Here is a 20,524-nt window from a genome sequence, read left to right on the forward strand (position 1 = left end):
GGTGATGGGGATGACGGGCGGACAGGCGGCCGGAGGGGCGCACACGGCGAGTCCGGCCGTGGCGAAGAAGCGGGCCGCCGAAGGCACCCTCGTCGGTCTCGCCCTCGGCGACGCGCTGGGCTTCCCCACCGAGTTCCTCGCCGTGGAGCGGATCATCGCCTCCTACGGGCCCTGGCGGGAACTGAAGCCGCGGGTGACCCGGGGCGTCTCCCGTATCACCGACGACACCCAGATGACCCTCGCCTTCGCGCGCGGCATCCGCACCGCCATGAGCGACGGCGAGCTGACGCCCGCGCGGCTCGCAGAGGCCGTACGGGAGGAGTACGTCGACTGGTACCGCTCGCCCGAAAACAACCGCGCCCCGGGGAACACCTGCCTGACCGCCTGCGGCCTGCTCATGACCCACCGGCCCTGGCAGGACGCCAGCCAGATCGGCTCCAAGGGCTGCGGCGCCAATATGCGCGTGGCGCCCATCGGGCTCGTCCCCGGGCTGAGCGACGACCAGCGCTCCGGCGCCGCGCAGCTCCAGGCCGCCCTCACCCACGGCCACCCCACCGGCCTCGCCGCCTCCGATCTGACGGCCCGGGCCGTGTACCTCCTCGCGCAGGGCGCCGACCCGGCCGGGCTCGTCGGGCAACTGCGCGCGTACGCCTCAAAGAACCGTTCCCGCTACCGCGAGGACTGGCTCGGCGACCTGTGGACCCGTTCCCAGGACCCCGACCCCGTCCACTTCATCCGGCGCGGCTGGGACGAGTGCCTGGCCGTCCTGGACCGTCTGGACACCGCGCGGCGCACCGCCGACCCCGAGGCAGACCCCTGTCTGTGCACCGGTGACGGCTGGATCGCGGAGGAGGCCCTCGCCACCGGCCTGCTCGTCTTCCTCCTCTTCCCCGACGAGCCGCTGACCGCGCTGCGCCGCGCTGCCTGCACCCGCGGCGACTCCGACTCGATCGCCGCCCTCACCGGCGCGTTCGCGGGCGCCCACCTGGGCGCCGGAGCCTGGCCGGGGGAGTGGGCGGATGCCATCGAACACGGCGAGGAGCTGCGGGCCCTCGGCGCGTACTGGGACGCGTGACGCCTACGAAAGACGCATGAGGCGGGACGCGCCGGCACTCACGCGGTACGGGCGAGGGGCAGCGGGTCCCGCAGCGCCGAGGCGCGGCGGGTCCGGAGCAGGAAGTCCTCCACCAGGGCCCGGTCCGGCTCGGCGGGCAGCGGGCTGGTCTCCAGCGCCCGGTCGGCCTCGTCCTGGAGCCGGTTCATCCAGGTCTCGGCCTCGGCCCAGGAGACCTCGCCGCGCTTGACCGCGAGCAGCCGCTCCCGGTCGTCGCCGACGTCGATGCGCAGCTCCCCGGTGCGCAGCAGATCGCGGCAGCTCGCGAGGAGCCGCAGCAGATGCATCGCGTGCTTCCAGCGCGGCGCCCCGTACTGCCGTACGTCGGCGTCGAGCTTGCGGCGCTGTCCCGCCGCGTACCGGACGAAGGTGCCGTGCGCATGGCGGGACAGGAAGGCGTCGCGCAGCGCGAGGAGCTCGCGACCGGTGGCATCGGCGTGCTCGACGAGGGGGGAGTGCAGACACTCCAGGACGTTGGGATTGTTGCGCAGCGCCAGCTCGCAGAACCGTTCCAGCTCCCAGCTGAACTGCTCGGCGGCCGGACCGTCCACATGCGTCGGCGGCTTCTCGAAGCGCCAGAACAGCGGCGTCGGGGCGAGGAACACACCCCGGCGGTCGATATCGCTGTCCCCGGTGGCCAGCCCGAAGGCGCGCGAACCCATCACACAGGCGTAGACCGTGTGCTCGTGCACCAGTTCCTCGGGAGTCATGCGCGCCACACTAAGTCGGTTCCGCCCGGCGGGCCCGGAATTTCCGGGCCCGCCGCCCCGCCGCCCCGCCGCCCCGCCGGGCGGACCGGGCCGGCCGTACCCGGGCGTGCTCAGGCGCGGACGATATTGCCCCCCGAGACCTTGATCGCCTCGGCCGGCAGCGGGCGGGGCGCCGGGCCCGCCGTCACCACCCCGTCCGTGATCCGGAACCGCGAACCGTGGCACGGGCACTCGATCAGGCCGTTCGCGATCCGGTTGACCGTGCAGCCCTGATGCGTACAGATCGCCGAGAACGCCTTGAAGTCGCCGGCCACCGGCTGGGTCACCACGATCTTCCGGTCCTTGATGATCTTCCCGCCGCCGACCGGGATCTCGGAGGTGCGGGCCAGCAGCGCGCCCGAGTCCCCGTCACCGGAGCCGCCGTCGCCGGCACACCCGGTCACGAACACCGCGCCGACCGCGCCGGCGGCGGCCAGCGCGGTCCGGCGGCTCGGGCAGCACGGCGGGGCCGCGTCCGGCGCGGTTCCGGACGCCATCGCGGCCGGCGTCGAGGGCACGGTCTCGGATGTCTGCGGGCTCTTCGGGCTCACTGGGCTCTCCATGCCGCCCAGCTTGGCCCGCACCCGCCGCGCCCCGGCCGCAACACGCTACGACCGGGGGACCAGCTCCCTCGCACGGCCGTCCGCGTCCCGCCGTACCTCCAGGACCTCCGTCACCGCCTCCCGCTCGACCGGCCCGTACAGATGCGGGAACAGCACGCCCCGCGACTCCTCCCAGCGGACCTCCGCGCCCAGCCGCGCCTCGTCGAGCACCAGGACCAGGAGCGGCCCCGGCACGTCCCGGTAGTACGCGTCGGCGATCGCCAGCGCCGTCGCCTCGTCCGGCGAGCAGTGCGTGAAGCCCTCCTCGGCGAGCGACGGCGGCGCGTAGGGGCGGTCGGGACCGGCGGACCAGTCGTCCAGGGGTACGAGGTGCAGCAGCATGCATACGTTTCTACCGCCCCCACCCGATCCACCGCCCTCCGCCCTCGCCCCGGTGGCGGCGCACCGGGCCGTCTCGGAGGGCGGGCACCGGCGCGCCCACCCCGGACGGCTGACTAGGCTGGCCGGAGCGCCACGCGGAGCCACCGGCACCGGGCCCCCGGATCGGCCACCCGGCCACCCGGACCCCCGGCACGGCTCCTCGCGCGCGCCGCCCCCGGACCTGCCCCACGCGCAAGGACATCGCCCAGTGAGAACCGCGCTCGTCATCGGAACCGGTCTGATCGGCACCTCGGCGGCGCTCGCGCTCGCCGCGCGTGGCGTCACCGTGCACCTCCGCGACCACGACCCCGCCCGCGCCCGCACGGCCGCCGCTCTCGGCGCCGGCACGGACGCGGCCCCCGAGGGACCGGTGGACCTGGTCCTCGTCGCCGTACCGCCCGCGCTCACCGCCCGCACACTCGCCGAGGCGATGCGCGGCGGTATCGGCCGTGGCTACCTGGACGTCGCCAGCGTCAAGGGCGGCCCCCGGCGCGAGCTGGAGCGGCTCGGCCTCGACCTCACCCCGTACATCGGCACCCACCCCATGTCCGGCAAGGAGCGCTCCGGGCCGCTGGCGGCCGGGGCCGACCTCTTCGAGGGCCGGCCGTGGGTGCTCACCCCGACCCGGGACACCGACACCGAGGTCCTCAACCTCGCCCTGGAACTGGTCGCGCTCTGCCGCGCCGTCCCCGTCGTCATGGACGCCGACGCCCACGACCGCGCCGTCGCACTCGTCTCGCACACCCCGCAGCTCGTCTCCTCGATGGTCGCGGCTCGGCTGGAGAGCGCGGACGAGACGGCGGTACGGCTGTGCGGCCAGGGCATCCGCGACGTCACCCGGATCGCCGCCTCCGACCCCCGGATGTGGGTGGAGATCCTGTCCGCCAACCCCGGTCCCGTCGCCGACGTCCTCGCGGGCGTGGCGGCCGACCTGGACGAGACGGTACGGGCGCTGCGCGCGCTGGAGTCCGGCGACGAGGAGGGCCGCCGCGCGGGCGCCTCGGGTGTGGCGGACGTCCTGCGCCGGGGCAACGCGGGCCGTGCCCGGGTCCCCGGCAAGCACGGCGCGGCCCCCGCCGCGTACGAGACGGTCGCCGTCCTCATCAGCGACCAGCCGGGCGAGCTGGCCCGGATCTTCGCCGACGCGGGCCGCGCGGGTGTGAACGTCGAGGACGTCCGTATCGAGCACGCCACCGGCCAGCAGGCCGGTCTGGTGCAGCTGATGGTGGACCCGTCGGCGGCCCCGGTGCTCGGCGAGGCCCTGCGCGAGCGGGGCTGGGCGCTGCGGACGAGCTGACCTGCGCGACCGGCAAGGTCGGCACCGCACAGCCGGCACGACCGTCGCCGGGGATCTCATGGGGACCTCACCAGGACCTCACGGGTACCTTGCCCAGCCCCCGGCGACGGCTCTCGGCGGGCCCCGGCACGAAAGGAAGGGGCCCGCTGGACCGAACGGGTGCGGGGGACTCGGTAACCTTGGGGGAGTCCCCGCACGTCCGCCGGGGTCTGCCGCTCACCCAGGAAGGTGTTCCCCACCGTGGAAACCGTGATCGTCGCCATCGACGGCCCCTCCGGCACGGGCAAGTCGAGCACATCGAAGGCGGTCGCCGCCAAGCTGGGCCTGAGCTACCTCGACACCGGTGCCCAGTACCGGGCCATCACCTGGTGGATGATCAGCAACGGCGTGGACGTCCAGGACGCCGAGGCCGTGGCCAACGCGGCCTCGAAGCCCGTCATCGTGTCGGGCACCGACCCGTCCCGGCCCACCATCACCGTCGACGGCCTCGACGCCTCCGGGCCGATCCGGACCGAGGAGGTCACCTCCAAGGTCAGCGCCGTCAGCGCGGTCGCCGAGGTGCGGACCCTGATCACCGAGCTGCAGCGGTCCATCGCGCGCGGCGCCGAGCGCGGCATCGTCGTCGAGGGTCGTGACATCGGCACCACCGTGCTGCCCGACGCCGACCTGAAGATCTTCCTCACCGCGTCGCCCGAGGCCCGCGCCGCCCGCCGCTCCGGCGAGCTGAAGGGCACCGACGTCGCGGCCACCCGGGAGGCCCTGGTCAAGCGCGACGCCGCCGACTCCTCCCGCAAGACCTCCCCGCTCGCCAAGGCCGGCGACGCGGTCGAGGTGGACACCACCGAACTGACCCTCGACCAGGTCATCGAGTGCGTCGTGACCCTGGTGGAGGAGCGGCGCAGCGAGGCGGCCGCCCGGTGACCGAGCCCTCCGCGAAGGGCGCCGCCGTCGGCCGCCGCATCGGCATAGGCCTGATGTACGGCCTGTGGAAGCCGCGCGTCCTCGGCGCCTGGCGGGTCCCGGCCAAGGGCCCCGTCATCCTCGCCGTCAACCACGCGCACAACATCGACGGCCCCATGCTCATGGGGACCGCCCCGCGGCCCGTCCACTTCCTCATCAAGAAGGAAGCGTTCGTCGGCCCGCTCGGCGGCTTCCTGGAGGGCATCGGGCAGCTCAAGGTCGACCGCTCCGGCGCCGACCGCACGGCCATAGGCAACGCCCTCGGGGTCCTGGAGCACGGCGGCGTGCTCGGGATCTTCCCCGAGGGCACCCGGGGTGACGGCGACTTCGCGTCGCTGCGCGCCGGACTCGCGTACTTCGCGGTACGCAGCGGGGCGCCGATCGTCCCGGTCGCGGTGCTGGGCAGCACCGAGCGTCCCGGGCGGCTCGTCAAGGCCCTGCCTCGGCTGCGCAGCCGCGTCGACGTCGTCTTCGGCGATCCCTTCGAGGCCGGGGACGGCAGCGGCCGGCGCACCCGCAAGGCGCTGGACGAGGCCACCCACCGCATCCAGGAACGGCTCACCGGCCATCTGGAAAACGCCAGGCGCCTCACCGGGCGCTGAGCGACACTCTCAGTAGTGCTCAGTAGTGGGCCCCGGCGACGGGGACCCACCGACCACCAAGATCAAGGAACGGACTTCATGAACGACCAGCACGACCACGGGGCACTTGGCGACGCCGAGTACGCGGAGTTCATGGAGCTCGCCGCGGAAGAGGGCTTCGACCCGGAGGAGATCGAGGGCGCGATCGAGCAGGCCGGCCACGGCCCGCTTCCCGTCCTCGCCGTCGTCGGCCGCCCCAACGTGGGCAAGTCGACCCTGGTGAACCGGATCATCGGCCGCCGCGAGGCCGTCGTCGAGGACCGCCCGGGCGTCACCCGCGACCGGGTCACCTACGAGGCCGAGTGGGCCGGCCGCCGCTTCAAGGTCGTCGACACCGGCGGCTGGGAGCAAGACGTCCTCGGCATCGACGCCTCCGTCGCCGCCCAGGCCGAGTTCGCCATCGAGGCCGCCGACGCCTGTCTGTTCGTCGTGGACGCCACCGTCGGCGCCACCGACACCGACGAGGCCGTCGTCAAGCTGCTCCGCCGCGCCGGCAAGCCGGTCGTCCTGGCCGCCAACAAGGTCGACGGCCAGTCCGGCGAGGCCGACGCCGCCACGCTGTGGTCGCTCGGCCTCGGCGAGCCGTTCCCGGTCTCCTCGCTGCACGGCCGCGGCACCGGCGACCTCCTCGACGCGGTCCTGAAGGCGCTGCCCGAGGCCCCCGAGCAGTCCTTCGGCAAGGCCCTCGGCGGCCCCCGCCGCATCGCGCTCATCGGCCGTCCGAACGTCGGCAAGTCCTCCCTGCTCAACAAGGTCGCCGGCGAGGAGCGGGTGGTCGTCAACGAGCTGGCCGGCACCACCCGCGACCCGGTCGACGAGCTGATCGACCTGGGCGGCGTGACCTGGAAGTTCGTCGACACCGCCGGTATCCGCAAGAAGGTCCACCTCCAGGCCGGCGCCGACTACTACGCCTCGCTGCGCACCGCCGCCGCCATCGAGAAGGCGGAGGTCGCGGTCATCCTGCTCGACACGACCGACTCCATCTCGGTGCAGGACCAGCGGATCATCACGATGGCCGTCGAGGCCGGCCGCGCCATCGTCATCGCGTACAACAAGTGGGACGAGCTCGACGAGGAGCGGCGCTACTACCTGGAGCGCGAGATCGAGACCGAGATGCAGCAGGTCTCCTGGGCGCCCCGGGTCAACGTCTCCGCGAAGACCGGCCGCCACATGGAGAAGCTGGTCCCGGCGATCGAGACCGCGCTCGCCGGCTGGGAGACCCGCGTCCCCACCGGCCGTCTGAACGCCTTCCTCGGCGAGCTGGTCGCCGCCCACCCGCACCCGATCCGCGGCGGCAAGCAGCCCCGCATCCTGTTCGGTACGCAGGCGGGCACCAAGCCGCCCCGGTTCGTCCTCTTCGCCTCCGGCTTCCTGGAGGCGGGCTACCGCCGCTTCATCGAGCGCCGGCTGCGCGAGGAGTTCGGCTTCGAGGGCACCCCGCTGCACCTGTCGGTGCGGGTGCGGGAGAAGCGCGGCAAGAAGAAGTAGTCATCCGGGGGACCGCGTGAGGCGGTCCCCCGGGTACGGCCGAGGGCCGGGGCGTCGTCACGACACCCCGGCCCTCGGCCGTACTCCGCCGCTGTCCGTGTCGTACCGGCACGGCGCGGACAGCGGCGGGGTACGGAGCGGCGGTACGGCTCAGCCCCCGGCCCCGGTGCCCGGCGGCAGCGCGTACGCCGACCAGCCGCGCCCGGCGCCGGTGCCCGCCCGGGGCATCGCCCCCGGCCCCGTGCCCATGGCCGTCGCGCCCGGGACGCCGTGGGCGCCGCCCGGCCTCGTACCGGCGGGCGGCATGGCGCCAGGGCCCTGGCCCCGGCCCGTGCCGAAGGAGCGGAAGAGCAGCTCCTCCTCGCCGCTGCGGTCGCCCGGCAGGGTGCGGAAGGCGCGGCGGAACTCGGCGATCAGGGCGTCGAAGATCGGGGTCGCCGAGAACGCCGGGAACCCTGGTGCGCCCTCGCGGGCGGGACGCATGCCAGGGATGGGGGCGAGGCCGGGATTCGGGTACGGCTGCGGAAACGGGTCGTATGTGTGCACATATCTGCCAACGACCCCGGCGTCCAGGGGATGCGGGCGGCGCCCGGAATGAGGGTGCCCGGAAGGATCGGGCGGAGCGGCCCGCCAAGGCCCCGCGCCGTCCCCGCGCCGGCCGTCCCCGTTCCCGTACCCGCCGTTCCCGTGCCCGCCGTCCCCGAATCCGGCGTACCCGTACCCGTGTCCGTCCGCGCGCGGTGCGGGCCCCTCGCTCCAAGGCCCGCCGGCGGCCGGCACGGGTGGCTCGCTCATGTGCCGGCCAGCGGCATCGCCGCGGCCACCAGGCAGCCGTTGGCGGCGGCCTTCTCCAGGGCGTCGCGCAGCAGGTCCTCGCGCGGCTGCTGGCCGATGGCGCCCACCGGCGCCGCGAACACCAGCACGGTGTGCGACTTGTTGGCCGCCGTCCGCCAGCCCTCGGTGACCTGGAGCGGCTGGTGCGCCTGCCACCAGGCGACCTGGCCCGTGCCGGTCATGCCGGGCTGCAGGACCGAGTGCAGCCGCCCCATGGCGACCAGGACCGACCAGCCGGGCAGCGGCGCGGGCTTGATGTTGACGTCGATGACGGGCTGGAAGCCCTGTTCGACGAGCAGCGTCAGGAACTCGTCCGTCGTGCCGTTCGTGCCGGGGCGGGCGACCGGGGCGGTGGGCTCGACGACGAGCGCCGGGTGCAGCTCGCCCCCGATCAGCACCAGCCCGCTGGTGACCCCGAGGACGGCCTGCCGGGGGTGCTCGACGGCGAGCGACTCCGCGGCGTCGGCCGCCGTGATCGAGGCGACCGCGCCCTGGAGCTGTTCCTCGGCGACCCGGACCACCTGGGACTGGATACAGCCGGCGTGCGCGAAGGCGAGCACGGCCGTCTCCTCGCCGACGAACAGCACGGTGCTGGTCCGCTCGCGCTCGGAGTCGCCGGGCGTACGGCAGGAGGTGCAGTCGTAGCTGCCCGGGGCGTTCTCGCCGGCGAGCAGCCGGTCGGCTTCTTCGTCGCCGATCTCGGCGCGTACGTCCTCGCTGACGTCGAGCATGCGCGGCACGGGGGGCTCCCTGGACTCTTCGCGTGGCGACGCCAGGGCGACTCCCGGGCGTCTCATGACGAGTTCAACGGGGAAGGCTCGGCCGGGGTCACGGCGGGAAGCCGCCAAGTTGTTCGGGGCGTGATCCGTGCGGTCCGGGACGGCTCCGGGCGGCCGCGGCCCGCCTTCGCCGGTACCGCCGCGCCGCCAACTCTCCTGTGACGGGCGGGGAATGACGGCGGGGCCCGGCTACAGTCGCCAGGACCACACACGTTCACCCAGGGGGACCGGCTCGTCCATGCGTGTTTCTTTCCTGCTCCATAACGGCTACCACATCGGTGGCACGATCCGGGCGACCTTCACGCTCGCCGCCGAGCTGGCGGCCCGCCACGAGGTCGAGATCGTCTCGGTGTTCCGCCATCGCGACAAGCCGCTTCTCGGGGTTCCCGACGGGGTGACCCTGCGTCATCTCGTCGACATCCGGAAGGACAGTCCCGATTACGACGGGGAGCACCCCGACTTCCACCGTCCCGCCCGGGTCTTCCCGCGCGGCGACGGCCGCTGGAAGCAGTACAGCGCCCTCACCGATGCCCGGATCGGCGCCCATCTCGCCTCCGTCGAGGCCGACGTGGTCGTCGCCACCCGTCCCGGGCTCAATGTGCAGCTCGCCCGGCAGGCCCCGCGCGGCCCGGTGCTGGTCGGGCAGGAGCATCTGATCCTCGACGGGCACAGCTACCGGCTGCGGCGCGACATCCGCCACGAGTACGCGCTGCTCGACGCCGTGACCACCGTCACCGAGGCCGACGCCCGCTCCTACCGGGCGCTCGGGCTGCCCGGCGTACGGATCGAGGCGGTGCCCAACAGCGTGCCCGCGCCGCGCGTGCCGCCCGCCGACCCCGCCGCGAAGATCGTCGTCGCGGCCGGCCGGCTCACCCCGGTCAAGCGATACGACCTGCTGATCGACGCCTTCGCCGCGGTGGCCGCCGCTCGCCCCGACTGGCGCCTGCGGATCTACGGCACCGGCGACGCCTCCGACAATCTGAAGAAGACCCTGGCCCGGCAGATCGAACGGCTCGGCCTGGGCGAGCACGTCCACCTCATGGGGACCGCGCACCCGATGGAGCCGGAGTGGGCCAAGGGCTCGCTGGCCGCCGTCACCTCGCGGCGCGAGTCCTTCGGCATGACCATCGTCGAGGCGATGCGCTGCGGGCTGCCGGTGGTCTCCACGGACTGCCCGTACGGCCCGGCGGAGATCATCGAGGACGGCGTCGACGGCCGGCTCGTCCCGGTCGACGACACGGCCGCGGTGTCGGCCGCGCTGCTCGCCCTGATCAACGACGACGAGGCCCGCGCGCGGGCCTCGAAGGCGGCCCTGGTCGCCTCCGAGCGTTTCGACCCGGCGCGTACGGCGGTCCGGCACGAGGAGATCTGGGCCGGGCTCGCCGCCGCGAGCGGTTCCCGCCCGCGCGCCCACGCTCCGGCCCGGGCCACGCTGCACCGTGCCGGGGGCGCCGTTCTCGATCTGGTCTACACGGCGAAGTCCAAGGTGGGGGCGCTGGTCCGGCGCTTGCGTTGAGCGCGCCATGGGGGAACTGTGGTGATCTTGTGAATACGGCACCGCGGGGGACGTGGAATTCGCCGCCGGGAGCGTGCGGAAGGAATTCGGGGGCAGGTTTTTCCCGGCACCTGAATTTCCGGGTAAACGGCCGGAATCCGACCTCGCGGACGTACTTGGTGAAGAGCGCGGCCATGTCAAACATATGTCGGGAAGCTGTGACACAAGCGTGACCGGCAAGGGACTAACGTGAGCTGTATGACACTCGAACACGCACCCGAAACGTATGTGGGACTGCCCGTCGAGGAGGCCGAGCGGCTCGCCAGGATCCGCGGCTGGAGCATCGTCCGGATCCTGCCGCCGGGCGCGGTCGTCACGATGGAGTACATGGAAGGCCGGATCGACTTCGAGGCGAAGGACGGCGTCGTCACCCGCGCCTGGCGCGGCTGAGCGGCCGAGGAATCCGGGGGCCGGCCGGTGGATCCCGGTCCGGCCTGCCCCGGTCCGCCGGACGTGTCCCGGCCCGGATCCGGCCCGGGCGGGAATGAGGGGAGGGCCCCGGCCGGTCGGCCGGGGCCCTCCCCTTGTTACGTCCGTCCGCGCGGGCTCAGCCGCCCGTCGCCGGCCGCGAGTGCGGCGGACGGCGGCTGCCGGCCGGGCCGGACGGGCCGCGCTCCGAACGCACCGCGTGATGGGCGGAGTGGGTCGGGTGCGCGGCGGGGTGATGGGCGCGCTGGGCGGCCAGCTGTGAGCCGGGCAGGCCCGCGCCGCGGGCGGCGGCCGTGCCGCGCCCGCCGCCGGCGGCGGCAGTGGCGGGCGCGCGTACCGGCTCCCCGTCCGCCGCCGGGCGCGGCGGGAACAGGCCGGGCACCGGCCTCCCGGTCGCCACGGGCAGCGAGGGCACCAGGCCGCGACGGGACCGCAGCTGCTCGCGCAGCCGGTCGCGCAGGGCCAGGATCCGCGCCTCGACGACCGCGATCACCGGCTCGCACCAGGGCAGTGCGAGCAGGATGACCAGTCCGGCGGCCCAGCCGAGCAGGACGTCGCTCAGCCAGTGCGTACCGAGGTAGACGGTGGTCAGACCGACCCCGAGCGCGACCACGGCCGACAGGGCGGAGAGATACCGCCGGGCTCTCGGGGTGGTCGCCAGATAGGCCAGGATGCCCCAGGTCACGACCGCGTTCGCGGTGTGCCCGGACGGGAATATGTCGCCGCCCGCGAACAGCTCGGCGGAGCCGACCTGCGTCGCGTAGTGGGGACCGGCCCGGCCGAGTCCGAGTTTGACCGCTCCGACCGTGACGTTGAGCAGGAGCAGGGCGGCGCCGAGGGAGAGCAGCGGGCGCAGGGTGTGCTGGCGCCAGGAGCGCCAGCCCAGCCAGGCCGCCACCATGACGGCCGTCGGGCCGCGCTGGCCGAGGACGACGTAGTAGTCGAGGAAGGCGTGCAGCTCCGGCCACTGCTGGTAGGGCCGGAAGAGCATGATCTTCCAGTCGAGGGTCACCAGCCAGGTCGACAGCATGACGGCGACGACGATGACCAGATAGAACGCCGACGTCCCGCCGAAGAGGGCGAGACGCGTCCAGGTCATCCGCGGGACCTCTATCTTCGGCGGTTCCGGCTCCCGGTCCAGCCGGGCAAAGATGTCGGTACGCACCCAATCGACGTTACAGGGAGTGAGTGGCGACCTTGGTCGTTCCGGTGTCTTCGTGATGACGATGTGATGTGGAGTCCCTCTCGCGTGGGGGTCACTTCCCGCCTGCCGTCCGAAAATCCGATGACCTTGCACCCATTTGCGGGATGCATGATTTCCGTAAGTCTGTTTGACGGGTCGATGAATTCACGGATCGGGAGATCGCGCGGAATTCGGTGAAGGGGTGCCGGGCGGCCCGAGTGGCGTACGCCACACCCGAGCCCGGCCGGGGTGAGACCCTGGCCACGCGCTCGGAGGTTGAACTCGCGTACGCTGACGGCTCACTCGCCCGTCGATGCCGGGCCGCCCCGGGGGTCCCACGGTTCCCGGACGGTGCCCGCCGAGCGCGAGGGCTTCACTGGGAGGTACATGCATGGCGCGGACGATCACGGCCGGAAAGCGTCGGACGAGTCCCCTCGGCCGCGGCACCGGCGGTGGCACCGGGCAAGAGAGCGGGCCGGGGACCGGGCGTACCGCCGGACCGGGAGCCGGCGGGCCCGGTGAAGCGGACGGACCGAAGGGACCCGGCGAACCGGCTGGATCCGACAGGTCCGGTGGGTCCAGTGGACCCGGACGCGGTGCCTCCGGCGGGTGCGTCGCCGGCCCCGGCACCAATCGCTGGGTGGTCCTCCTCGTCCTCTGTGTGAGCCTGCTGCTCGTCGCGCTCGACTCGACCGTGCTGCACGTCGCCGTGCCCTCCCTCACCGAGGACCTGCGGCCCAGCTCCACCGCCCTGCTGTGGATCGTCGACGCCTACCCGCTGATCTGTGCCTCGCTGCTGATCCTCTTCGGCACCCTCGGCGACCGCATCGGCCGCAGACGGGTGCTGCTCCTCGGCTACGCGCTGTTCGGCATCGCCTCGGCGGTCGCCGCGCTCGCCACCGTCCCCGCGGTGCTCATCGCCGCACGCGCGCTCCTCGGCGTCGGCGGCGCCATGATCATGCCCGCCACGCTCTCGCTGCTCCGCGCGGTCTTCCCCGACCGGCGCGAGCGCGCCACGGCCATCGGCGTCTGGACGGCGGTCGCCGCCGTCGGCGCCGCCACCGGACCGGTCCTCGGCGGCTTCCTCGTCGAGCACTATTGGTGGGGCTCGGTCTTCCTGATCAACATCCCGCTGATGGCGCTGATCCTGCCCGTCGGCCGGCTGCTGCTGCCCGAGTCGCGGGGCGGCTCCGACGGACCCTGGGACGTCCTCGGCGCGCTGATGGCGGCGGCCGGTGTGCTCGGCGCGGTCCTCGGCGTCAAACGGCTCGGCGCGGGCGACACCCTGTTCGAGCTGCCGACCGCCGGCCCGCTGCTGGCCGGCGCCGCGCTCCTGGTGCTCTTCGTCCGGCGGCAGAAGCGGCGCGCCCACCCGCTGATCGATATGCGGCTCTTCGGCCGGGCGGCCTTCACCACCTCGGTCGGCTGCATCGTGCTCGCCATGCTGGCGCTGGTCGGCCTGGAGCTGATCGCCGTCCAGTACCTCCAGCTCGTCCTCGGCCTCAGCCCGCTGGCGACGGGCCTGCGGCTGCTCCCGCTGACCTTCGCCGCGATGGCGGCCGGCGCGACCGGCTCGTACACCCTGCGCCAGCTCGGCCCGCGCCGGATGGTCGGCTGGGGCTTCGTCCTGACCGCCGGCGCGGTGCTGCTGCTCGTGCTGATGGGCCAGGACGACCGGCCGGTGCTGCTCACCGCCGGCTTCGTCCTGCTGGGGTTCGGACTGCAGACCACGCTCTTCTCGGCGTACGAGTCGATGCTGAGCGAGGCCCCGGCACAGAGCGCGGGCGGCGCGGCGGCGATCGGCGAGACGTCGTACCAGCTCGGCGCGGGCATGGGCATCGCGCTGCTCGGCAGCGTCATGAACGCGGCGTACGCGCCCGGTGTCACCGGACTGACCGGGGTCCCGGACTCCGCCGCGCGGGCCGCCGCGAACTCGCTCGGGGAGGCCTACCAGGTCGCCGCCCGGCTCGGCGGTACGGCGGGGGAGACCCTGCACCGGGCGGCCCGGCACGCTTTCGTGCACGGTCTGCACGTGACGCTGGTGGTGAGCGCGGGGCTGTTGCTGCTCGGCGCGCTGATGGCGCTCCGCCTGCCGCGGGTGATGGAGTGCCCGCCGGTCGAGGCCGGGGAGCCGGACACGGTCCCGGGGCCGGGGCCGGGGTCGGGTTCGGATCAGCGGACCGGCCTGGAAGCGCCGGCCGCGGGCCCGCTGCCCATCCCGGCCGGCCGTACCCCCGTCGAACCGGCTGCCGGGGTGCGCCCGGGGTGCTGACACGGCCTCCGCGACGAGGCCGGGAAGTCGGAAAGCCGGAAAGCCAGGGAGTCGGGGCGGTCCGCACCGATCGCGGGGACCCCATGAGGTCCATGGGGTCCCCCGGCGGAGCCAGGGGGAGAAAAGCCGCGCGGTGAAGGCTAGCTCTGGTTGAAGAAGCCGCCCTGGCCGCGGCCGATGGCCTCGCCGCTGACGATCTGGGTGTCGGCGGGGGTCAGCAGGAAGACCCGGGTCGCGACGCGCTCGATCGATCCCCGCAGGCCGAAGGTGAGGCCGGCGGTGAAGTCGACGACCCGCTTGGCGTCGTCGGGCTCCATGGCGGTCAGATTGACGATGACCGGTACGCCGGCCCGGAAGAGCTCGCCGATGCCCCGGGCGTCCCGGAATCCGTCGGGCGAGATGGTCGCGATCCGACGGCCCCGGTCCTGCGCCGTGTCGGACGCGACCTGGACGCGCGGGTCCGTGACCCAGGCGTCGTTGCTCTCGGCACCGTCGGCGTACTCGTCGTCGTAGTAACGCTCGTCGTGGTCCTCGACGAGCCCCAGCCAGGCACTGGCCTTGCGCACCGATCCCATGGACGCCTCCTTTCAGCGCGGTCACTCGTGGTTCCGCGATCCCTATCGTCGTCCATGATGCGGATCGTGCGCCAAGTGGATAGTCGGCGCGCAGGGGATTCGTGACGGTACTGGTGCACAACGACAAGCCCTGCTTCTGGCGTTTCGTCAGTTATTTTGCGGTATGCGGGGCCTGACAGGGGGTTGACCGAGACCGTGCAACTCAAATGATGAAAGTCGGGCCGTAAGGGTGACGACACGGGCGTTCGGGTGACCGAAACTCCCCGATACGATGCCGGACGCCGCCGCGCGGATCTCGCGCGCACGCTCACGGGGGAGTCACTTGTTCGGAATAGTCAGGCCCTGCACGCACCGTCTCACCGAGGGACTGAAGACGGAGTGGATGGCCCATCTCTGCGGACTCTGTCTGGCGCTCCGCGCCGATCACGGGCAGTTCGCCCGGGTCGTCACCAATTACGACGGCCTGATCGTCTCGGTGCTTACGGAGGCCCAGACCGGCCGGACCGGCGCCGGGAGGCGGACGGCCGGCCCCTGTCCGCTGCGCCAGATGAAGACCGCGCCGGTGGCCCGGGGCGAGGGCGCGCGGCTTGCCGCCGCCGTGTCCCTGGTGCTGGCGTCGGCGAAGATACGGGACCACGTCGCCGACCGGGACGGGCTGCTGGCCCGCCGCCCGGTGGCCGCGGCCGCCAGCCGGGTGGCCCGCTCCTGGGACCGGGCCGGCGCCCGCACCGGGCGGGAGGTCGGCTTCGACACCGCCGTACTGGTCGACGCGGTCGACCGGCAGTCCGGGATCGAGGCGCTGGCGGGCCCGGGCACCTCGCTCCTGGTCGTCACCGAGCCGACGGAGACCGCCACCGCCGCCGCCTTCGCGCACACCGCCGTCCTCGCCGGCCGCCCCGGCAACGCCGAGCCCCTCGCCGAGGCCGGCCGGCTCTTCGGGCGCCTGGCCCACCTCCTGGACGCCGTCGAGGACCAGGACGCCGACGCCGCCGCCGGCTCCTGGAACCCGCTCACCGCGACCGGGACCTCCCGCGAGGAGGCCCGCAGACTCGCCGACGACGCGCTGCACGGCATCCGGCTGGCCCTGAAGGACGCGGAGTTCGCCGAGGGCCGCCTGGCTCATGTGCTGCTCGCCCACGAGCTGCGCAACTCCGTCGACCGCGCCTTCCGGACGACGACCTGCTCGCACGGCGCGCCGGGGCCCGGGGCCACCGGGTCCGGGCCGCTGCCGGGCAACCCGTACGCGCCCCAGGGGCCGGGGCCCGTGCCCGGCAATCCGTACGCCGTCCCCGGTCCCGGCGGCCCCGCCGGTCCGGGCGGACCGTACGACCCGGGTCCGGGCGGCCCCGGGGGCCCCGGCGGGCCGCTGCCGCCCGAGCCGCCGAACCGCGGTCGTGGTCTGCTGGCCGGCTGCGCCGTCTGGCTCGGCCTGGCCTGCACCTGCCAGATGTGCTGCGGTACGTACGAGGACCCGTGGAGCCGGCAGCGCCGCGAGGGGCTGTGCGCGAATGCCGACTGCGGTGCCTGCTGCGATTGCTGTGACTGTTGCGGCAACTGCTCGGACTGCGGCTGCTGTGGCGACGGCTGTTGCTGCGACGGCTGTGACGGGTGCGGCTGCGACTGCTGACGCGGGGACGGACCGTCAGGCCCCCGGCACCGGCGCCGCGGGGGCCGGTGCCGCGGGGGCCGGTGCCGCGGGGGCCGGGCGCCGCAGGGCGTACACCGTGACCGGGTTGCCGAACAGCTCGTCCTCGCGCAGCGGGGCGAAGCCGAGCCGCTCGGCCACCCGCGTCGAGGGCGTGTTCCCGGGGCGGATCATGGCGGTGAGATACGGCGCGTACGCGGCGTCCAGCGTCCGGAACCCCCACTCCACGCAGGCCCGGGCCGCCTCCGTCGCGTAACCGTGCCCCCAGGCCTCGGCCCGCAGCGTCCAGCCGATCTCCACCTCGTCGAACCGCTCCCAGAAGTTCAGCCCGCAGCGGCCCAGGAACTCGCCGGTGGAGCGCAGTTCGACGGCGCACAGGCCGTGGCCGCGTTCGGCCCACTGGCGCTCGATCGCGGCCAGCCGCTCACGCGCCCGCGCGTGGGTGTAGGCGCCGACGAAGCGGTTCACCCGTTCATCGGCGTGGAGGGCGACGAACGCGTCGGCGTCGTCGGCCCGCAGGGGACGCAGGGTCAGTCGTTCCGTCTCGATCATCGCGCCACCGTACAAGCGCCCCGCTCGCCCGCCCCGGGGCTTTTGGCGGAGTGGCCGGGGCCGATCCGCCGGGCCTCCTCCGGGGCGGGAACAGGTGTGTGGAAAGGTGACTCACCATGAGCACGGACGCGTCCCAGGGACGGCAGGACTGGCAGCACTGGCACGAGCAGCGCACGGCGGCGGTCGCCTCGTCGTACGGGCCGCTCTCGCTGACCGGCACGTACTGGCTCTCGGACTTCCCGGACGGACGGATCCCGTCCGTGCCGGGCGACTGGCGGGCGGACGGCGACGAGGTGGTGCTCACCCCGGACGTCGGGGCCGTGGAAACCGGGGAGGGTGCCGGGGCCGAGGGCGCGCTCACGGTCGACGGCGCGCCCCTGACCGGCCCGGTGCGGCTGACCGCCGATCACGCCCCGGTCCACGAGTCCCGGGTGGCGTCGGGCGGCCGGCGGCTCGTGGTGATGCGCCGTGAGGGGGAGTGGGCGGTGCGGGACTTCGACCCGGACTCGGCGGCGCGGCGCGCGTTCCGGGGCATCGAGGCGACGCCGTACGACGAGAGCTGGGTGCGATCCGGGGTGTACCGGCCGTACCCCGAGGACCGTCATGTCCGGGTGGAGAACGCCGACGGCAAGGAGCGCGGCCTCGGGCTCGCCGGGGAGCTGGTCTTCGATCTGCACGGTGCCGAGCACAGTCTTCAGGTGGCCGTCGAGGGCGACGGCACGCTGTGGGCGGTCTTCGCGGACGCCACCAGTGGACGGGACAGCTACCGGTTCCGGTTCCTGCGGCCGGCCGCGCCGGCGGCGGACGGTTCGGTGATCGTGGACTTCAACCGGGCGCTGCTGCCGCCGTGCGCGTTCGCATCCCACTTCATCTGCCCTTTCCCGCCGCCGGGCAACACCCTGGACACGGCGGTGGCGGCGGGCGAGCGGCGGGTGCGGGAGAGCTGAGCGCCCCCTGTCCCGGGTGGCTCGCGCAGCTCCTCCGGAACGCGGTCCGGAGCCCGGGTTCGCAGGTGTGTCGAACCCGGGGGAAGGGATGCGGGCCGCCCGGTCGCGTCTTTCCCCGTGGGCGGACGGGCCGTGCGGGCGGTCTTGTGCGCTCCGGTTTTCCGGGCCACTATCCCGGGGTGTGACCTGTCAGGAACACGTCATCCCCACGGTGTCGTGTCCCGACTCCCGTACCGCGTACGACGGTCGACGGCCGTGCGGCCCGAGGCGTCCTTGGGGGCGCCCTTCTCGTACGGCCCGAGACCTCCCCCACAGCGCCGGCCCTCCGGGCCGCGCCTCACGGGTCCGACACCCCACTGCGGACCCCCGATTCCCCTCTGGAGGAACGAGAAGTGAGGATCACGCGCACCACCCCCACACGGACCGTCCGTCTGCTCGCCGTCGCGGCCGGTCTCGCCGCCGCCGCGGCCATCGCGGTCCCCGCCGCGAGCGCCACCCCCACCAAAACCTTCAGCGCCGCGCAGCTCGACGCCGTCGACGACGCGGTGCTCGGCGCCGACGTGGCCGGTACCGCCTGGCGGGTCGACCCGGCGACGAAGACGGTGGTCGTGACCGCCGACTCCACGGTCTCGCAGGCGGACCTCGCCAAGATCAAGGACCGGGCCGGCGCCAACGCGGGCGCGCTGCGCATCGAGCGCACCGAGGGCGTGTTCAACAAGCTGATCTCCGGCGGCGACGCCATCTACGCCAGCAGCTGGCGCTGCTCGCTGGGCTTCAACGTCAAGGACAGCGCGGGCAACTACTACTTCCTCACCGCCGGTCACTGCACCGACGGCGCGGGCACCTGGTGGGCCGACTCCGCGCACGCCACCACGCTCGGCACCACCGCCGGATCGAGCTTCCCCACCAACGACTACGGCATCGTGCGCTACACCAACAGCTCGGTGACCAAGTCCGGCACGGTCGGCAGCGTCGACATCACCGGCGCCGGCAACGCCAGTGTCGGCATGTCCGTCACCCGCCGCGGCTCCACCACCGGCATCCACGGCGGCACGGTCACCGGCCTCAACGCGACCGTGAACTACGGCGGCGGCGACATCGTCTACGGCCTGATCCAGACCAATGTCTGCGCCGAGCCCGGCGACTCCGGCGGCCCGCTCTACTCGGGCAGCCTCGCCATCGGTCTTACCTCGGGCGGCAGCGGCAACTGCACCTCGGGCGGCACGACGTTCTTCCAGCCGGTGACGAAGGCGCTGAGCGCGTACGGCGTGAACGTGTTCTGATCCACCCTGTTCCCTCCGATCCACCCTCGCCCGGCCGCTTGAAAAGGCCCCGGCGGACCTCCCGTGAGGGAGGCCCGCCGGGGCCTTTCGCGTGTGGACCGGTCGCCGGTCGATCGGCTACGGGTTACCGGCTCCGGGTCACGTGGTTACGTGGTTACGTGGTCACGGGCGGGCGCTGTCGGCCGGGGCCGCCGCGGCCGGCACCGACTGTTTGAGCGCGGACATCATCACGGTGATCGCGGCGCCGACGACGGCCCAGGCGGAGAGCACCAGCATCGAGCCGATCATGTCGTTGCCCTTGAAGTACGCGATCGAGCGGGCCGCCCAGGTGCCCGCCCCCGGTGGCAGGGCCGGGCCGATGAGCTGCCAGAACGGTGGCAGCATCGGCAGCGGGAAGGCGCCGCCCGCGCTCGGGTTGCCCGCGACCACGATGAGGAGGATCGCCAGGCCGATGCCGACGATCCCGAACAGCGATTGCAGGGCGAGGGTGGTCGCGCCGACCGCGAAGACCACCAGCGCGCCCAGCCCCCACAGGGCGGCGACGCTGCCCGGCAGGGCGCCCAGGATCGGGCCGACGATGAGTGCGCCGCCGAGCCCGCCGAGGATCGCGTAGAGCGCGAGCGCGCCGAGCCGGATGACCGCCCGCTCCGCGCTGGCGGGGCGCGCGCCGGCGCTGATCGCCAGGATCGCGGCGCAGATGTAGCCGCCGACGCACCAGCCGATGACCAGGTAGAAGGCGGAGAGTCCGTTGAAGTCCTGGGGGGAGGCCGGGGCCACGTCGACGGTCCGCAGTTCGCGGTGCTCGGCCGCCGCCACCCCGCGGAAGGTCGCCTCCAGGGTGACGGAGAGCGCCTTGCCGCCACCGGAGGCGACGAGCAGGGTGTCGGTACGGCCGGCCGGGTCGGCGATCAGGGCCCCGTAGATGTCCCGGTTCAGGATCTGTTTCCGGGCCTCGGCCTCGTCGGCGACGGCGCGCGGGTCGAGCGGCCCGCCGGGCAATCGCTCCAGCCGGGTCACCAAGGGGGCCGAGGCCTGTGCGGGCGCCACCACGCCGAAGGGGACGTCCTTCGGCTTCGGGTGGTGCAGGGCCCCCACGTAGGAAGCGATGAACAGCATCTGGAGGGCGAAGACCCCGACGACCAGCAGGGCTGCTCTCGGTGTGACGGCGCTCTTCAGTTCGTCGACGAAACTCATCCCCCCAGGATCGGGGAGAGTGATCGTTTCCGCAGGTCGGGCTA

Annotated in this window: 20 protein-coding genes; 11 read left to right on the forward strand and 9 right to left on the reverse strand. The window is 73.6% G+C overall.

All coding sequences use genetic code 11. The features are described 5' to 3' along the window. Positions 1-10: 10 nt before the first annotated feature. Positions 11-1,075 carry an ADP-ribosylglycohydrolase family protein gene (locus ACGFRB_RS27730; RefSeq protein ID WP_393247008.1) on the forward strand — a complete coding sequence of 355 codons (1,065 nt, stop codon included), beginning with the start codon at positions 11-13 and terminating at the stop codon, positions 1,073-1,075. A 38-nt stretch (positions 1,076-1,113) separates the two neighbouring features. On the opposite strand, the gene ACGFRB_RS27735 is transcribed toward ACGFRB_RS27730, so the two are convergent. The 3 genes from ACGFRB_RS27735 to ACGFRB_RS27745 form a co-directional block, all read right to left on the reverse strand. Then, on the reverse strand, positions 1,114-1,824 hold the full coding sequence (locus ACGFRB_RS27735; protein WP_393246888.1) for a DNA polymerase beta superfamily protein: 711 nt from the start codon (positions 1,822-1,824) through the stop codon (positions 1,114-1,116). 110 nt (positions 1,825-1,934) lie between these two features. Continuing rightward, a complete protein-coding gene (locus tag ACGFRB_RS27740) occupies positions 1,935-2,360 on the reverse strand; it encodes a Rieske (2Fe-2S) protein (protein ID WP_393247010.1) in 426 nt (141 codons plus the stop codon). A 111-nt stretch (positions 2,361-2,471) separates the two neighbouring features. Further along, a complete protein-coding gene (locus tag ACGFRB_RS27745; protein ID WP_393246890.1) occupies positions 2,472-2,807 on the reverse strand; it encodes a DUF952 domain-containing protein in 336 nt (111 codons plus the stop codon). Between the two features lie 247 nt (positions 2,808-3,054). On the opposite strand from ACGFRB_RS27745, the gene ACGFRB_RS27750 reads away from it, so the two are divergent. From ACGFRB_RS27750 to der, 4 genes are all read left to right on the forward strand, one after another. Next, positions 3,055-4,143, forward strand: a complete 1,089-nt coding sequence (locus tag ACGFRB_RS27750) for a prephenate dehydrogenase (RefSeq protein WP_363012268.1) — start codon at positions 3,055-3,057, stop codon at positions 4,141-4,143. Positions 4,144-4,371: 228 nt separating this feature from the next. After that, positions 4,372-5,064, forward strand: a complete 693-nt coding sequence (cmk, locus tag ACGFRB_RS27755) for a (d)CMP kinase (RefSeq protein WP_393246892.1) — start codon at positions 4,372-4,374, stop codon at positions 5,062-5,064. Next, a complete protein-coding gene (locus ACGFRB_RS27760) occupies positions 5,061-5,705 on the forward strand; it encodes a lysophospholipid acyltransferase family protein (RefSeq protein ID WP_361228061.1) in 645 nt (214 codons plus the stop codon). Before cmk ends, ACGFRB_RS27760 begins: the two co-directional genes overlap by 4 nt. A 78-nt stretch (positions 5,706-5,783) precedes the next feature. Then, the gene (gene der, locus ACGFRB_RS27765) at positions 5,784-7,232 is read left to right on the forward strand and encodes a ribosome biogenesis GTPase Der (RefSeq protein ID WP_363012270.1); all 1,449 of its coding nucleotides are present in this window, start codon (positions 5,784-5,786) and stop codon (positions 7,230-7,232) included. A gap of 150 nt (positions 7,233-7,382) precedes the next feature. On the opposite strand, the gene ACGFRB_RS27770 is transcribed toward der, so the two are convergent. Further along, positions 7,383-7,715: a hypothetical protein gene (locus ACGFRB_RS27770; RefSeq protein ID WP_363008826.1), complete on the reverse strand. Its 333-nt coding sequence runs from the start codon at positions 7,713-7,715 to the stop codon at positions 7,383-7,385. 308 nt (positions 7,716-8,023) lie between these two features. Then, complete coding sequence (locus ACGFRB_RS27775; RefSeq protein WP_363008824.1) at positions 8,024-8,806, reverse strand: hypothetical protein; 783 nt, start codon at positions 8,804-8,806, stop codon at positions 8,024-8,026. A gap of 277 nt (positions 8,807-9,083) precedes the next feature. Between ACGFRB_RS27775 and ACGFRB_RS27780 the strand changes: the two genes are divergently transcribed. Further along, entirely contained in the window at positions 9,084-10,361 is a 1,278-nt protein-coding gene (locus ACGFRB_RS27780) for a glycosyltransferase (protein ID WP_393246894.1), read from the forward strand. A gap of 237 nt (positions 10,362-10,598) precedes the next feature. Continuing rightward, positions 10,599-10,790: an I78 family peptidase inhibitor gene (locus ACGFRB_RS27785; protein ID WP_361227987.1), complete on the forward strand. Its 192-nt coding sequence runs from the start codon at positions 10,599-10,601 to the stop codon at positions 10,788-10,790. 157 nt (positions 10,791-10,947) lie between these two features. Here the strand turns inward: ACGFRB_RS27785 and ACGFRB_RS27790 are convergent, their stop codons facing one another. Next, the gene (locus tag ACGFRB_RS27790; RefSeq protein ID WP_393246896.1) at positions 10,948-11,994 is read right to left on the reverse strand and encodes a phosphatase PAP2 family protein; all 1,047 of its coding nucleotides are present in this window, start codon (positions 11,992-11,994) and stop codon (positions 10,948-10,950) included. Between the two features lie 658 nt (positions 11,995-12,652). On the opposite strand from ACGFRB_RS27790, the gene ACGFRB_RS27795 reads away from it, so the two are divergent. Next, entirely contained in the window at positions 12,653-14,284 is a 1,632-nt protein-coding gene (locus ACGFRB_RS27795) for an MFS transporter (protein WP_393246898.1), read from the forward strand. A 140-nt stretch (positions 14,285-14,424) separates the two neighbouring features. Here ACGFRB_RS27795 and ACGFRB_RS27800 read toward each other — a convergent pair whose 3' ends face one another. Next, positions 14,425-14,859, reverse strand: a complete 435-nt coding sequence (locus tag ACGFRB_RS27800; RefSeq protein ID WP_363008816.1) for a cell division protein SepF — start codon at positions 14,857-14,859, stop codon at positions 14,425-14,427. Between the two features lie 322 nt (positions 14,860-15,181). Here ACGFRB_RS27800 and ACGFRB_RS27805 point away from each other — a divergent pair, with 322 nt between their 5' ends. Beyond that, a complete protein-coding gene (locus ACGFRB_RS27805; RefSeq protein WP_393246900.1) occupies positions 15,182-16,486 on the forward strand; it encodes a DUF5685 family protein in 1,305 nt (434 codons plus the stop codon). Between the two features lie 15 nt (positions 16,487-16,501). On the opposite strand, the gene ACGFRB_RS27810 is transcribed toward ACGFRB_RS27805, so the two are convergent. Continuing rightward, the gene (locus ACGFRB_RS27810) at positions 16,502-17,056 is read right to left on the reverse strand and encodes a GNAT family N-acetyltransferase (RefSeq protein ID WP_393246902.1); all 555 of its coding nucleotides are present in this window, start codon (positions 17,054-17,056) and stop codon (positions 16,502-16,504) included. Between the two features lie 116 nt (positions 17,057-17,172). Here ACGFRB_RS27810 and ACGFRB_RS27815 point away from each other — a divergent pair, with 116 nt between their 5' ends. Both ACGFRB_RS27815 and ACGFRB_RS27820 read left to right on the forward strand, forming a co-directional pair. Then, positions 17,173-18,003 carry a DUF1684 domain-containing protein gene (locus tag ACGFRB_RS27815; RefSeq protein ID WP_393246904.1) on the forward strand — a complete coding sequence of 277 codons (831 nt, stop codon included), beginning with the start codon at positions 17,173-17,175 and terminating at the stop codon, positions 18,001-18,003. A 392-nt stretch (positions 18,004-18,395) separates the two neighbouring features. Further along, entirely contained in the window at positions 18,396-19,286 is an 891-nt protein-coding gene (locus ACGFRB_RS27820) for a S1 family peptidase (protein WP_393246906.1), read from the forward strand. A 162-nt stretch (positions 19,287-19,448) separates the two neighbouring features. Here the strand turns inward: ACGFRB_RS27820 and ACGFRB_RS27825 are convergent, their stop codons facing one another. After that, the gene (locus ACGFRB_RS27825) at positions 19,449-20,480 is read right to left on the reverse strand and encodes a DUF3533 domain-containing protein (protein ID WP_393246908.1); all 1,032 of its coding nucleotides are present in this window, start codon (positions 20,478-20,480) and stop codon (positions 19,449-19,451) included. Positions 20,481-20,524: the final 44 nt, after the last annotated feature.

Source organism: Streptomyces sp. NPDC048718, assembly GCF_043198875.1.
GTDB lineage: Bacteria > Actinomycetota > Actinomycetes > Streptomycetales > Streptomycetaceae > Streptomyces.

Bases quoted from the DNA above. Each gene is read 5' to 3' on its own strand.
- ACGFRB_RS27730 (WP_393247008.1), top strand. From the start codon at position 11: ATGACGGGCGGACAGGCGGCCGGAGGGGCGCACACGGCGAGTCCGGCC.
- ACGFRB_RS27735 (WP_393246888.1), bottom strand. From the start codon at position 1,824: ATGACTCCCGAGGAACTGGTGCACGAGCACACGGTCTACGCCTGTGTG.
- ACGFRB_RS27740 (WP_393247010.1), bottom strand. From the start codon at position 2,360: ATGGCGTCCGGAACCGCGCCGGACGCGGCCCCGCCGTGCTGCCCGAGC.
- ACGFRB_RS27745 (WP_393246890.1), bottom strand. From the start codon at position 2,807: ATGCTGCTGCACCTCGTACCCCTGGACGACTGGTCCGCCGGTCCCGAC.
- der (WP_363012270.1), top strand. From the start codon at position 5,784: ATGAACGACCAGCACGACCACGGGGCACTTGGCGACGCCGAGTACGCG.
- ACGFRB_RS27770 (WP_363008826.1), bottom strand. From the start codon at position 7,715: ATGCGTCCCGCCCGCGAGGGCGCACCAGGGTTCCCGGCGTTCTCGGCG.
- ACGFRB_RS27780 (WP_393246894.1), top strand. From the start codon at position 9,084: ATGCGTGTTTCTTTCCTGCTCCATAACGGCTACCACATCGGTGGCACG.
- ACGFRB_RS27785 (WP_361227987.1), top strand. From the start codon at position 10,599: ATGACACTCGAACACGCACCCGAAACGTATGTGGGACTGCCCGTCGAG.
- ACGFRB_RS27800 (WP_363008816.1), bottom strand. From the start codon at position 14,859: ATGGGATCGGTGCGCAAGGCCAGTGCCTGGCTGGGGCTCGTCGAGGAC.
- ACGFRB_RS27810 (WP_393246902.1), bottom strand. From the start codon at position 17,056: ATGATCGAGACGGAACGACTGACCCTGCGTCCCCTGCGGGCCGACGAC.
- ACGFRB_RS27815 (WP_393246904.1), top strand. From the start codon at position 17,173: ATGAGCACGGACGCGTCCCAGGGACGGCAGGACTGGCAGCACTGGCAC.
- ACGFRB_RS27825 (WP_393246908.1), bottom strand. From the start codon at position 20,480: ATGAGTTTCGTCGACGAACTGAAGAGCGCCGTCACACCGAGAGCAGCC.